This window comes from bacterium (assembly GCA_030646995.1).
GTDB lineage: Bacteria > Patescibacteriota > Minisyncoccia > UBA6257 > WO2-44-18 > JAUSKF01.
In genome coordinates, this window is sequence record JAUSKF010000001.1 from 57,135 (window position 1) to 70,795 (window position 13,661).

The 13,661-nt window shown below is 45.8% G+C and carries 14 protein-coding genes; 6 read left to right on the top strand and 8 right to left on the bottom strand.

Annotated elements, in window-relative coordinates; genetic code table 11:
* Positions 1–115: 115 nt before the first annotated feature.
* Positions 116–2,206, bottom strand: coding sequence for a hypothetical protein (locus Q7S83_00355; GenBank protein ID MDO8466576.1), 2,091 nt, complete (start codon positions 2,204–2,206; stop codon positions 116–118).
* A gap of 192 nt (positions 2,207–2,398) precedes the next feature.
* Between Q7S83_00355 and Q7S83_00360 the strand changes: the two genes are divergently transcribed.
* The gene (locus tag Q7S83_00360; GenBank protein ID MDO8466577.1) at positions 2,399–2,593 is read left to right on the top strand and encodes a hypothetical protein; all 195 of its coding nucleotides are present in this window, start codon (positions 2,399–2,401) and stop codon (positions 2,591–2,593) included.
* A gap of 300 nt (positions 2,594–2,893) precedes the next feature.
* On the opposite strand, the gene msrB is transcribed toward Q7S83_00360, so the two are convergent.
* Positions 2,894–3,265: a peptide-methionine (R)-S-oxide reductase MsrB gene (gene msrB, locus Q7S83_00365; protein ID MDO8466578.1), complete on the bottom strand. Its 372-nt coding sequence runs from the start codon at positions 3,263–3,265 to the stop codon at positions 2,894–2,896.
* Between the two features lie 104 nt (positions 3,266–3,369).
* Between msrB and Q7S83_00370 the strand changes: the two genes are divergently transcribed.
* Positions 3,370–3,648 (top strand): hypothetical protein, encoded by a 279-nt coding sequence (locus Q7S83_00370; GenBank protein MDO8466579.1) that lies wholly within the window; start codon positions 3,370–3,372, stop codon positions 3,646–3,648.
* A 31-nt stretch (positions 3,649–3,679) separates the two neighbouring features.
* Here the strand turns inward: Q7S83_00370 and Q7S83_00375 are convergent, their stop codons facing one another.
* The 4 genes from Q7S83_00375 to Q7S83_00390 form a co-directional block, all read right to left on the bottom strand.
* Positions 3,680–4,378, bottom strand: a complete 699-nt coding sequence (locus Q7S83_00375) for a hypothetical protein (GenBank protein ID MDO8466580.1) — start codon at positions 4,376–4,378, stop codon at positions 3,680–3,682.
* Between the two features lie 254 nt (positions 4,379–4,632).
* Complete coding sequence (locus Q7S83_00380; GenBank protein ID MDO8466581.1) at positions 4,633–5,496, bottom strand: TPM domain-containing protein; 864 nt, start codon at positions 5,494–5,496, stop codon at positions 4,633–4,635.
* A gap of 38 nt (positions 5,497–5,534) precedes the next feature.
* Positions 5,535–6,089, bottom strand: coding sequence for a LemA family protein (locus tag Q7S83_00385; protein ID MDO8466582.1), 555 nt, complete (start codon positions 6,087–6,089; stop codon positions 5,535–5,537).
* Positions 6,090–6,309: 220 nt separating this feature from the next.
* Positions 6,310–7,317 carry a DUF3883 domain-containing protein gene (locus tag Q7S83_00390; protein MDO8466583.1) on the bottom strand — a complete coding sequence of 336 codons (1,008 nt, stop codon included), beginning with the start codon at positions 7,315–7,317 and terminating at the stop codon, positions 6,310–6,312.
* 186 nt (positions 7,318–7,503) lie between these two features.
* Between Q7S83_00390 and Q7S83_00395 the strand changes: the two genes are divergently transcribed.
* The 4 genes from Q7S83_00395 to terL all read left to right on the top strand — a co-directional run bounded on the left by Q7S83_00395 (position 7,504) and on the right by terL (position 11,584).
* The gene (locus Q7S83_00395) at positions 7,504–8,235 is read left to right on the top strand and encodes a hypothetical protein (protein ID MDO8466584.1); all 732 of its coding nucleotides are present in this window, start codon (positions 7,504–7,506) and stop codon (positions 8,233–8,235) included.
* Positions 8,236–8,386: 151 nt separating this feature from the next.
* Positions 8,387–9,718 carry a DNA modification methylase gene (locus tag Q7S83_00400; GenBank protein MDO8466585.1) on the top strand — a complete coding sequence of 444 codons (1,332 nt, stop codon included), beginning with the start codon at positions 8,387–8,389 and terminating at the stop codon, positions 9,716–9,718.
* Entirely contained in the window at positions 9,715–10,131 is a 417-nt protein-coding gene (locus tag Q7S83_00405) for a phBC6A51 family helix-turn-helix protein (protein MDO8466586.1), read from the top strand. Before Q7S83_00400 ends, Q7S83_00405 begins: the two co-directional genes overlap by 4 nt.
* Positions 10,112–11,584, top strand: coding sequence for a phage terminase large subunit (gene terL / locus Q7S83_00410; protein ID MDO8466587.1), 1,473 nt, complete (start codon positions 10,112–10,114; stop codon positions 11,582–11,584). The genes Q7S83_00405 and terL overlap by 20 nt, the downstream gene beginning before the upstream one ends.
* Positions 11,585–11,588: 4 nt before the next feature.
* Here terL and Q7S83_00415 read toward each other — a convergent pair whose 3' ends face one another.
* Together Q7S83_00415 and Q7S83_00420 are read right to left on the bottom strand one after the other, a co-directional pair.
* Positions 11,589–12,419 carry a thermonuclease family protein gene (locus tag Q7S83_00415; protein ID MDO8466588.1) on the bottom strand — a complete coding sequence of 277 codons (831 nt, stop codon included), beginning with the start codon at positions 12,417–12,419 and terminating at the stop codon, positions 11,589–11,591.
* 21 nt (positions 12,420–12,440) lie between these two features.
* Positions 12,441–13,490, bottom strand: a complete 1,050-nt coding sequence (locus Q7S83_00420; protein ID MDO8466589.1) for a hypothetical protein — start codon at positions 13,488–13,490, stop codon at positions 12,441–12,443.
* Positions 13,491–13,661: the final 171 nt, after the last annotated feature.

The window sequence follows — 13,661 nt, forward strand, 5'->3', positions numbered from 1 at the left end:
TCGATGATGTTTGATTTCAACGTTCTGCCTAAAGATTAGCCTAAAATATACGGGAATTGCAAGAATAAAAAATCCCACACATAATTTATGTGTGGGACGCGTCCCCGAATAACATTTATTTCTTACGTTTGGCCAAAGACGCTTCCAAATTCCTCTTTCGCAGTTCGACGTCCTTGCTAATCAAGGCCAGAGCTTCGGTGCCACGATCGAAATACTCAATCGTAAAGCGCGTCAGCAAACCGCACTCGCTGTGAGTAATCGAGTAAACGATGAATCCGACATCAGAAAGCTTTCCTAGACCGGTGATGAAGTTAGTCTTTCCCTGCAAACAAGGCATCATAATAAAAATGATTCCCTTGTAAAGCATAGAGCAGTACACGTGACCGCCACCGGAAAGCAGGGAGAAAATTTTACCGCGATACTGCGAGGCCTTCTTTCTGGAGGCCGTCTTCTCGATCTCTTTCAGCATGCCCTCGGCAACCTGTTGCGGCTTATAGGATTTAGCGTAACCGGTTCCCCAATTGAAGTGCCGAAGCCAGGTGATGATCCGGCCGTTGCACTCCTCGCCCTGCTGAACACCAAGATATTTGATGTCCGCGCGAATCTTCGCAAGCGGGTCCAAAAGGTCATAACCGTTGCGATCCTGGAACCATCGGTCGTGATCACCGCTAATCATCAACGTCACAATGCCCTTACGATAGGGGTACAAAGAGATGGCGTCGTTCGTCAGCGGAGTGGCGCGATATTCACGCACTTCCCGATTATGGTGCTCTTCATGTTTATCAGGACCGTTGGTGATGTCACCGCAATGAAACACGGTATCAATTTTCTGCTCCTCAAAATAGTCGTAAGCGGCATGGCAAATCTCCAAAAGTTCGGAGTTGTGCCCGATGTGAGTATCCGAAACCCCACCACGCGTGATAGTGGTATGAAAATAGTCCTTGAAATCAATCTTGCAAGCCTTGAAACGGACTCGCGAGTTGATCTGAAGTTGATAGTTCTTCGACGGGTTTTCCGGATTGTCCGGCTCGCAGATATCGAATCCGACGCTCTGCAATTTAGAGATCAAGGACTTAACCGAAGCATCGCTACGATCCATTGCCTGCGTCAGCTCACCGAGTGTCTTTGGGGATTTCTCCAACAGCGCCAAAATCTTCTTACCATCAACAGTCAGACCCTCCGTAATGGACTTATCGTCAGAAAATTTTTCACGATAATCATCTTTGATTGCCGGGAGCGGGTAAACCGCTTTTTGGACGGAGAACTCGCCTTCTTTGGTGAACCGGATGGTGAGAATCACCAGTCCGATAGTCGGCACCACCGAGCGACGCTGCTTCCTCATCAATGACTTCGGGGCCGTGCGCAGACCGGGAATAGAAATCAACGTCGGGATAATGCCACCCGAGAGGTCACAGAAGATACCCTGTCCGGCGACTGCCACAATGTCAGGCAAATCTTCGGAGTAAATATCTTTTACATCTTGAACAAGGTTTTCGGCAAATCCCTGAACGGGATAAGACTTGGAATAAGGCGAGGAATCGCCTCCATGGTAAGCAACCTTCAAAACCGGCCAACGCACGCCCTTTTCAGGACCACGCCGCAACGGGAAATCAGCCTGCGAATCACCGCGATAAACAAGATCATCGCGCTCCGTGCAAACTTCCGCCAAGATATTCCGGCTGTCTTTCCGCCACAACATATCATGGTGTCCGGAAATGAAACGGGTCTTGAACTTCTTCGAGCGAGGGTAGTTTTGAACAATATACTGCACCTGATCATCCACCGTCGTCTTATGAAATTCATCACTGTTCATGCGCGTAGGCTTACCAGCCGAAACACCGGCATGAATCATAAAATCCACTCCTTCGTTTTCTGCAATCTGAAAAGCATGGCAGAGATTCGTCGGCTGTTCGGATTTGCTACCCAATAGCGTGTCAGAAATCAGACCAACTTTCACTTCAAAATCCTTGATTACCATATCCTCGGGAGACGCCTCAATCGGCGTTTTGCCAAGATAAAAAGTGTCCTCATGCTTCACCACAAAGACTCCCTTGTCGTGAAGTTTCTGAGCCATTTCGACGATACCATTCGCCGATTTGTCCAAAGCAGAGGACATTTTCTTGATGTGGCAGGGGCCGGCTTTCAACATATCCAGCATTTTCTGCTCTACGGTATTCAACTCGGGAACAGTCTTCTTCGACGCCATCAGCTTTCTCCTTAAGAAATTAAGTTGTAAATGAACACAATCACTATATGGCAATGCCCTGAAAATATCAATCATCAAATCCCACACATAATTTCTTATGTATGGGACACGAATTTGATTATTTCCCCTCGAAAGAATTATGCTTAAGTTAGTCTGGTTTCCGAGGGATTACAAGAAAAGAGGAGGCCAGTATTGAACAAGAAATACCTCCGGCAGAAGATACTTCGCCTCGTGATGAGTTGGCCGGAAAGAAATGAGTTCCTGACAGTATCAGAGATAGCAAAAAGGCTGAAAATTCCCAAAGAAGGCGCGGCTAAAATTATCTTTGAGTTATTCGGCAAAAAGAAGCTGGAAATCTACGGGCAGCTAGTTATAAAACCTCGCTAAGCCCCCTATTCCCACATGATCTCCGCAGCGATGCGGAGATTTTTTATTTAGTACGAGGCTTTGAGGACGCAGATGTAGACTCTACTTCCAGTCCGAGAAACGAAGTAATAAATAATAAAATCCCGCATCCCAGAGGGTTGTGGTTAAAATTCTTTATTTCTATGTCGTCGAACAATAGGCATAGAGTCTATGCCTCATTATTCTCCTCCTCGAAATAAAGAATTTTTCCTCACAACGCTGCTGAAGCTTATGTGGGAATAGGGGGCAACACGGGGCTTTTTATATAGTGAGCTTGCCGAACTATTTCTTCTCCAAATCCAAACAAACCGAATTAATGCAATAACGCTTCCCTCCTTTTTCGCTCGGGCCATCATCGAAAACATGCCCCAAATGGGCGCCGCAATTCTTGCAGACGACTTCCGTGCGCAACATTCCGCCGCTCTCATCTTCCCGCAACTCGATATTCTTTAAATTCGCCGGCTCGGTGAAGCTCGGCCAGCCGGTGCCGGAATCAAATTTCGTATCGGAAGAAAACAACTCATTGCCACAAATGGCGCATTTATACATACCAGCCGAATGCTCATCCGCGTATTTTCCGGTAAACGGCGCCTCCGTCCCCTTTTCCCGCGCTACTCTCCTTAATTCAGGTGATAATTCTTCGTCTTTTTTCATATATTTATATTGATAATTCTAAGTTATCCACCATTACCCTATTCTATCAGAAGGTAATCGCGTGCTAAAATCAGAAAAGTTCTTCGCGTAAAAAGGAGGCTCTTATGTCCGACGATAGATTTGAAGTCGGCGACCGAGTTGATTGGTCGGATGAACTAGATTTGGAACGAAGAAAACAACTTGTTGAAGATTTTGGCCCCGGACCATTCGAAATCTACAAAACGGAAATCCGTGATTCCAAGCAATTCGTCGTTCTCTCCTGTAGAACAAAAAAGGAAGTTTTGGTTCTGGAGGATCGCGACCAACTCCTGTTTCCTATCAATGATCCGGCGGTCGCCAAAATTCCCGCTCGTATTTCTGCCTTTCTCTTGAAAAAAGTCTAACTGCCCCGTATTTCGGGGCGGTTTTTTTATTCTATTTTGACGAAAGATGCTTCGGTACAATTTTAAATGCCAATATCAACGCAAAAATAATCGCAAAGCCACACATAATGGAGGCAAGGGCGTTTCGCGCATCAGGAGAAATCACGAAAATTACCCCCATCGGCAAAATGAAAGAAAGATAGCCGGCTATAAACCAAAAAAGTATCTTCCTAGTTATGGTGGGTTTGTGAATGGCGGATATTTTTTCTAGAGCTTCCCAAATTCCCAGAATTAGAAAACCAAAATAATAAAAGCCGTAAAAGCCATATAGGGCCTGCGATGAATTAAAGATTACGTAATTACCACCACAAAAAGCGCCCGTGATTGCCTTGGGCACAAACAGAAAATAAGCGGCATACAAAATCGCAGCCACGTATCCCAATTTCAGGAAATGAGTCTTGTGGCTTAATTGTGATACCAGATAAAGACCGACTAGCGGCAATAAGGTGATCGCCACAAACCCTACACGTGACCACATCAGAGCATGCGGACTGCCGACGCAAATCAGATATTCCGCCAGCTGAAATGTGGCCAGAAGCGCTAAAAGCAAAGCGGCCGTCCTGCCGAATTTCGTCATTCTGTATCTCGCAAAAATATAAAGCGCAAGAATAATCTCAATAGCAAAAGTGGCCACCATCACAAAAGGCGAGAAGCAGAAGAAAGTAGATTTTTGCCTGAAAAACCTGAACATTAATTTAATATATACCATTCTACTTAATTTCTATATGTCTGGTACACATAACAAAGCGAATCGACATTTCTTCGTAAGGAACCCTACCGGCAGGCAGGTATTTTTTCTAAAGCGCAGGGAGTAGTTTCGAGGAACATGCCGGAGGCGATTTTGATTGGTTCGTTTGTTAATACAAACGAAAAATCGCCAAGGGAGAGGCGAAATTTTTCGCTGGAAAAAATTTACGCCGTTTCCGAGGGGCTATTCCCGGAGCCCTACCACCTACTACTAGATCCTCCTCCACCCGAACCGCCACCACCAAAGCCGCCAAAACCTCCGCCCCCACCAGAACCGCCACCTCCACCAATCCACCAAGGATAATGGCCGGAGAGTTTTCCTTTTTGGTATCCACGCGAAACAAAGAAATCAAACAGAAGACCGATAGGAACTAGAAGAGCCATCGAAAGAACGCCTGTATATAAAAATCCATAAAACGACCCAACGATTAGGCCGCCCACCCCGCCAAGAACTCCGCCGAGCCACCAAGACTTTGACCGCCCTAGTATCCGCGCCAACCAGAGCGGAACTACGAGAATCAACCAGCCGAAAAACTGGCCGTCAAAAGGCGAAGCTGCATTATCAGCCGGATTTTCACTCGGTATAATTTCTTCTTGATTTACCGCCGCAATAATTTTCTCTGTTACTCCGGATATTCCGGAATAAAAATCATCATTTCGAAAAGCCGGAACAGCCACATTCTGCTGAATCCAGTAAGATTGGGCGTCAGTAAGTAGGCCTTCTAATCCATAACCGACTTCAATCCGCATTTCATGGTCCTCAACTGCCACTAAAAATAAAACGCCATTGTCTTTCCCCTTCTCGCCGATTCCCCATTCCCGGAAAAGCTCGGAGGCGTAATTTTCAACCGTATCACCCTCCAGGCTTTCAATAGTAACGACAGCAATCTCAACGCCGGTACTCTTTTTAAATTCTACAAGCCGGTTCTCAATTTGAAGCCGCTGCTCGCCAGTCAAAACTCCCGCAAAGTCGCTAACGAAACCCGCCGGTTTGCCGGGATTGGAATATGCCAAAACAAAAGAGGGCAAAAATGCGAGGGCTAGAATAAATCCTATTCGCATTATTAAATTAAATTCGCATTATTCGCGATTACTAAGAACTAAAGCTTTACCGCTGGAGCGTTCTCGGCGCCGGCTGCAGCCTCAAAATAATTCCTTTGAGAAAATCCGAAAATGCCCGCCACTAAACTGCTGGGAAAAGTTTTAATGGAAACATTCAAAACGCGCACGCCATCGTTAAACCTTTTCCTTTCAACGCTGACCCTATTTTCTGTTCCTTCAAGTTGAACCATCAAAGTCTGCACATTAGCCGAAGATTGGAGTTGAGGATAATTTTCCATAATAGCGAGCAGTCTGCCGAAAGCGCTCTCCACTCCGGTAGCGGCGGCGGCTTTGTCGTTGATAGTAGCGGCGCCGGCATAACGAGTTCTGGCATCAGCCAATGCAGTAAAAATAGTCTGCTCCTGCTTCATCACCCCTTTCACCGACTCAACGAGGTTAGGAATCAAATCAAGTCTCCGCTGATATTGTGTTTCAACTTGCGCCCACTGGTTATCTACCGCCTCCCCTTTCGCCACCAAACCGTTGTAGGTAGACATTACGTAAACCGCCACAACCAATACTACGCCTGCGACTATCAATAGTGTTTTTTTCATAAAGTTAGTATACCATCCCATTTTAGTTATATAAGTCTGGTACACGTAACAAACTTTTCTGCTTACACTGAGCTTGCCGAAGTGCGGGCGGTGTCGGTCTAGAACCGACCCGATGTGAGCATTATAGGGCTTTCTTGGGGTTCATTCCAGTAGGCCGTTTGAGGTGTCTCGGTCGGGGGTCTTTATTCGGGAAATGAGACAAATGGGACACTGTAGGAGGTTACCGTTCGCTAATCACAACGCCAACCCTCTCAACCGCCTGGACTGTATTACCAGATTGGTCATACCAACTCAATCCTCTAGGCGCTGGTATTAAAATTAGAGTCCTCGGACGAGCTGTGAGTGCCTTCAGGACGACGCATAAAATAAACTTATCTCGATTCTTCTTTGAGTATGCATATTCGTTCGGAGTAAGTTCAATATTGATGCGGTCGCCCTTCGAACCTTTGACCTCGATATGAAGCTGGCGGCCACTCACCGATGTAGCTCGAACATCATAGCCAATCTTTTTTAGACTCACGTCCTCAACTAAATAGCCTCTATGCCTATAGGCCTCCATAACGCACTCCATTGCCCGCTTTTCAATTTCCATTCTCTCTTTGGTGTCCTGAATCCAACCGCCACGCCCCGCACTAAAGGCTCCTTTGCGCGACTTCGCCTGGCGGCTTGAGAATTCCCCGGCCTTAATAACCTTTAGAACACGCTCGTTGGTTAATTCGTTGCCGTACCAAAAGGGGCTTTGGCCGGGTTTTCCTTGTCGAGTGTTACCACTAATCGGTAACGCCGGGCGCTCGCCGGGCGCCAGCAACTTCGAGGAAGCCACTAGAGACTCGACGGTAAATTCACAAACATCGCCGCTATTTGTCGTCCGGTTCTTTGCCGGGGATCCTTCAGGTTTCTGCCGCTTGGCCCATACGCGAGCCCCATTAGACCATCCGACGATGACTCTCCCGCCCAAATATCGATGAGTAGCAAACCATATAACGGTCACCCCGTCCAAATACATAGCGTCTAAACCGGCGCCAAGCCTACTCAGGTCGGGGTTCTTGCCGCCTGGCGCGTGACCGAAATATTTTGTGCCATAAGGTTTAAAATTAAACTGAGTATGATCGTTGAGAGGCTCATCTCTCGTGTACTTAAATTTTCCATACGGCATGTCATCATCCGAAGCACCTTGGTAACGCTCCATCCAGGGTATATTAATATATAAAATAGGAGCTTCTTTCATTAGTACATTGTAACGTATAATAGTGCCCACCTCATGCCACTTAGTCACCTCGATATCTCCTAACTGGCGGGGCGGTATCAGCTTAGACCAATGGGACACAGCTTAGGAGAACGACTCGCGTCTCACTCCTCCAGCTTCTTGGGACGTTAATTTAAGTTTATACTGTAGGTGTTATTTAGTAAATTTATGCGTAAAAAAACACAAAGTGAAAAATTTGCTGACTTGCTATATAGCAATCCGGAATTCCAAAAGGCGGTCATAATCATACGCCGCCGCTTCGGCATACCCGACCCTGGATTTATTAAAAAAGATGATCGGGCAGAGTTTATAAAAAAATTCAGCAAGGAGTCCCTAAGTAAGGCATCGGATCCCTTGCTTATCAGTAGGGTTCGCAAATTACGCCAGGACTACGAAGCCGGAAAAATTTCTCGCCAGAAATATCTTTTCACTGTCAGAGAGCTTGAGTGGGTAGTGCCGCAATTTCGTATAGATCGAGAAATAAAAAATCTCAGAGCGGAATTTAAGATATCGAACCATTGGGATTTTGTGCTACTCAGCCACATCATTTCCGGTGAGAAACATTGGTCGCAAAGCTGCGTCCCAGGAATTTTTCTTATCGGAGATGGACCTGAGGCGGAAATTAAAATCACAATTGATGCTAACGCAACACAGAAGGAATTATTGGATATCTGGCCGACGATACAAGAATTCCAAAAAAGACTGCCGAACTATCGCGGCGGGAAATTGAGAAAGTTAAAAAATTTAGAACGGGACTCTAGAATAGTTGAAATGCGCGCCAAGGGTATGAAGGATAGAGAAATCACCGAAGAAATAAACCGATTGTATAAAGGCACGCCTGTAAGCTATGAATATGTACCGAAAATATTGAAACGCTATAAGGTCCGTACCGGACACTAAGGGATTCTTCCTAGCGCCTTATACGAAATAATTCCCCGCCCCCAAGCTGTAGTTATGAGACTACGGTTTTATTTTGTCGTCTCTGGTCGAGGTCGACGACCGAATTTACAAGAAGATCGAATGAAAACTTAAAATAAAAAATAATAAAAACATGGATAAACCAATAAAACAAAAATTAAACATTCAATACGTTCCGGTGAGTGATTTGCGGCCGGCGTCGTACAATCCGCGCAAGCATTCCCAAGAACAGGCAGGTCAGCTAAAAGAAAGCATTAAGAAATTTGGACTAGTGGACCCATTACTGGTTAATTCTGCGCCCAGCCGAAAAGGAATTGTAATCGGCGGCCACTTCCGACTCGAGGTCGTTAAAGAAATGGGCTTCAAAGAAGTGCCGGTCGTCTACATCAATGTCCCCGACATCGAAAAGGAAAAAGAACTTTGCATCCGGTTAAATTTGAACACCGGCGAGTTCGACTGGGATCTATTGGCCGACTTCGAGGAGGTATTTCTGAAAGACGTTGGCTTCTCCAGCGAAGACTTGGACGATATCTTCGGCATAGACGATAATCCGGAAATATTTGATCTCCAAAAGGAGTTAAAGAAACTCGATATCACTAAGATTCTGATTAAGAAAGGAGATGTCTGGCAGTTGGGCACACACCGCCTTATGTGCGGCGACTCAACCACTGCCTCCGACTTCTCGAAGCTCATGGGCGGCGATAAGGCGTCGCTCTGCCTGACAGACCCACCGTATCGCCTGGACTACCTCAAAGGTAAGAAGAAAAACGGCAAAGCGACTGAAGGATTCGGGTACAAGCGTGACCGTAAATATTTAGAAACCGATTCAATTCCGGAGGACTTCACAGAAAAATGGATGGCGAATATCGCCAAAGCAGCCAAAGAGGATTTCCATATCATTGTATACGAAAATTGGAAAAATATCCGACTTATTTGGGGCGAGATGGAGAAATATTGGAAAGTTCGCAATATGATTGTCTGGCATTTACCAAACCGGATGCAAGGTTTTGCGGCGAAGTATAGGTTCTTCAATAAGCACGACATTGCGATGGTTGGATCCTCGGGCAAATCCGAAATTCGCTTGAACTCCGAAGGCGAACTATTGGATAACGAATATCAGACGGCGCTTTATGCCACTGCCGGCAAGCCGCATTGGGAAGGCTACGAGAAAGGAAAGAAAATCTGCCCGACGGATTTTATTGAGTACAAATCGGCGGACGCAAAAAGTTCCGGACAGGGAATAATTTTCGGAACAAAGCCAGTAGAGATCCTGATTCCGTACATGAAAGTTTTAACCAAGCGCGGAGATCTGGTAGTTGAGCCGTTTGGAGGTAGTGGATCAACCTTGATCACGGCTGAGAAAATGAAGCGCCGTTGTTTCTTGATGGAAAAATCGCCAGTCTACGCCGAAGTGATAAAACATCGCTGGGAGAAATTAACTGGCCTTAAAGCCAAAAAATTATGAAACGGGCAACTAAGGCGCTGCTTCTAGAGCAGCTGAAGAAAACTCCGATTGTTCAGATCGCTTGCGAGAAGGCTGGCGTGGGTCGGGCAACGTACTATCGCTGGCGCAAGGAAGATCCAGAATTCTCTAAGATGGCGGACGAAGCCATCTTAGAGGGCAGCTTTCTCGTTAATGATATGGCCGAGACCCAGCTCATGTCCGCCATTAGAGACCGGAACCTAACTGCGATTATCTTTTGGCTTAAGCACCATCACTCCCAATACACCAACCGCTTGGAAATTAGCGGCCAGATTACTCATTTACGTAAAGAGCTCACCGAAGAAGAAAAACAGATGGTCGAAAAGGCATTACGCTTGGCAATGCCGCAGGAAAACGAAGAGCTAAATCAAAACAATGGAGAACCAACTACCTAATAAACCCGAGGAAATCATCCAGAGAATGATTAACGATCCGAATTTCCGGCTAGAACTAGTTCGGGATAGCCATTACTGGTTTATGCACTTTTATTTTCCTCATTATGTCACCTATCCGACCGCAGATTTCCAAAAGGAAATATTCCAGCTTACTGAATCCTCAGATAGAACGGTGGTGATCACGGCCTTCCGTGGCTCGGCGAAATCAACAATCTGTACCCTCTCATATGCTATTTGGGCAATTCTCGGAAAGCAGGGAAAGAAGTTCGTAATAATGACCAGCCAAACTCAGCGCCAAGCTCGTCAGCATCTGATGAACTTGAAACGGGAGCTAGAGAGCAACCCCTTACTTTTGCGAGATTTAGGCCCCTTTCATGAGGAGCAAGATGAGTGGGGTGGATACTCTTTGGTGATCACTAAATATGGGGCAAGGATTACCGCGGCATCCTCCGAGCAAAGTATAAGAGGACTGCGCCACATGAACTATCGGCCAGATCTGATAATTGCCGACGATATCGAGGACTTACAATCAACGAGAACTAAAGAAGCGCGCGACAAGACTTACGACTGGCTGTTGGGCGACGTAATCCCAGCCGGTGATCAAAATACCAAGTTGATTATCGTGGGAAATCTTCTTCACGAGGATTCAGTAATGATGCGGCTGAAGTCGAGTATTGAGGAAGGGAAAATCGATGGAGTTTTCCGGGCGTACCCGATAATCGGTGAGGGCAATAAAATCCTTTGGCCTGGAAAATACCCGACGCTGGAAGCAGTGGAAAATGAAAAACGCAAAACAGGAAACGAGTCGGCTTGGAATCGGGAATACTTGTTACGGATCGTCAGCGATTCAGAACGAGTCGTTCATCCCGAATGGATTCAGCATTATAAAGAGCTGCCCGATAAAGATCATTTGCGCTATACCGCAACAGGAGTTGATCTGGCTATATCGCTAAAAGAAACCGCTGACCGCACAGCAATGGTTTCGGCAAATATTTATGGCTATGGCGAGGATCTTAAAATCTACATCCTTCCCAATCCCATCAATGAGCGGCTGACATTTCCGCAGACGGTCGACCGGATAAAACTTTTGTCCAAGGTTCTTGGAGAGGGAGCGCAATCGCATATGTATATAGAAGAGGTTAGCTACCAGCGCTCGTTGATCGAACAACTTAACCGCGAGGGATACCACGCAGAAGGAGTTAAACTGCACGGCCAAGACAAACGCTCTCGGCTGGCTTTGACGACCGCCATGATTCAAAACGGTCAGATTGTTTTTCCCGAAAAAGGAGCCGAGGATTTAATTCAACAGCTGACTGGTTTTGGGGTGGAAAGATTCGATGATCTTGCCGACGCTTTTTCTTTGCTCGTTCTAAAAACCACAACAGAAACTCATGCAGAGCCAAACATAACTTGGATAGACCTCGGGCCGCCGCGCGGGTGGCAGAGTTTTTAGACTATTAACAGTTCTTAGCTTTCCGCCAGCCAGCACTCACGGCATCTGCTTCACTGCAGAACCATTGTTCACCACGAGCTTCGTCAATTTGAGTTTTGGAGTACGATCCGCAACCCTCTACATGGAAAATTTTCTCTCCGGTCGAACTAATATTGCCCTTAATAGTGCACGAGGATCCGCTTGGCGCTACCGGGGTTGGAGTGGTTGGTTGTGACGCTGGAGGCGTAGTTTGAATTGGGCAGGAACCCCATAAACCAAGATTATTATCTCTCGCGACGCGCTGTGCTTCGATAAACTGACTTTGGTGTTTAACGTCTGGCGGGTATGTATAAGAAGAAGCAAAGCCACCACTTACCAATTTAAGATTGATGAAATCGTCGCCCACATAAACATAGCGAAGAAGACGGCCATATCTATCGGTGTCGGTAATATCTTTTTCTAGGCGTATTCTTTTGCCTTCAACGAGCTCTTTATTCCTAACGCTGGCTTCTTTGCCAAAGCATTGGACGGGCTTTCGTGGATCAACCGTTTCCGGGGTGTCGATACCGATATACCGGACTCGCTGGCCGCCTTCGATTTCAATTGTGTCGCCATCAATGACGCGAGTTACTAAAAATGTTCCGTTTGTATCTGCGGGGGGCCTTTTCACAATCGGGAGCGATTCTTCGCGATTGTCGTTTTGTGGAGCTGGCTGATCGGTGAGTTGCTGATTGTCTTTTAACTGAGCCACCGGATTCAGTGCCACTATAGTAACGGCTGAGAGTAAGCCAATGATTCCAATGACAACCAATATTTCAACAAGCGTAAATCCTAAATCTTTCCTCACTTTTTTCATTAATCGTGGTTAATTTAATTTCTAGAGAGCCAAGGTATTAACAATAATTTTACCGCCTTTGCATTGTAAGAGAATTGTGTCGTCAACTTTGACAGCTTCTGTTTTTGATGGGAATGGAATAACGCCTGTTTTTGTTGAGATTATGCAGTAAGCCTTCAATGCCAAAACCCATTCTTTTTGTTTTACAACTTGCAAAAAGTTGGTAGTAAGAACAAGTATATTATCCGAGATACTGCTATTCCTATCGTCGCTCATTAAATAATCTAGAAAATATGGCGAATCTAAGATTTTTTCTTTTGCATTAGAATAGTCTTGCTCTGTTGGAAAAGTAGTTGGGACTATTTGGTTAATTGGAGCCGTTTCAGATACGCCCCGAAAAGTAATTTCGGTGTTTTTAGGCAAAACCTTGGGCGAGATAATTAATCCATCGTCTGGATTGTAGTTAATATAATTTAAATCGGTATATCGTGGGTCGCGAGTGTCTCCCAGCGGTACAACCTTTCCATTCATCGAAACCGTGATGTCGGTATAATGAGGCCCAGCCTTATACTGCCTGCTCGACCCATCCGCATAAAATGTCAGAAGATCATACTGCCGATTCTTAAATTGATCGGATCCTTCGGCGGGCACTTTTTCGGTTTTGGCTGGAGAAATAACCGAAGCTCGTGCATTTTGTAATTGAGCGGCTGGATTTAACGCCACCACTACGACCCCAACTAACAAAACAAAAATACCCAAAACAACTAGCGCCGCAACTCCACTTAGATGGCGTCTCAAAATACTTTCTTTCGGGATCGTCTGCTGAATTTTTACTCCTGGAATCTCTACGTGCTTTGGGAAAATCTTTGCTAGATAACCTATTTTGGATTTTAAACTAAACCACAATTCGGTTTTTAAAAACCAGGCTCTCATTTTTAATACGACCATAGCCAAAGCCACAAATGGCGAACTGAAAAGTAAAATCCCTCCAAAATTCGCCTGTGCCGAGCTAAGAGAGGGACTTGTTCCTATTAGAACAAAGCCCAGCAGAGCCGCGCCAACTAATAAGGCGATCTTATATGTTACTTTCATTTTTATTTTGTTTTTAATGTGCCGACGGGTAAAACATAAAGCTCCCCATCAGCGATCTCTTGCGAGACCCACACACCTTTCGGAGTATGACCAATCACGGTGCTCTGACGAGGAGCTTAATGCCGTGATTGGTGTTTGAAGACCATGCCCGGCGAACATCGCTAGGTTTAG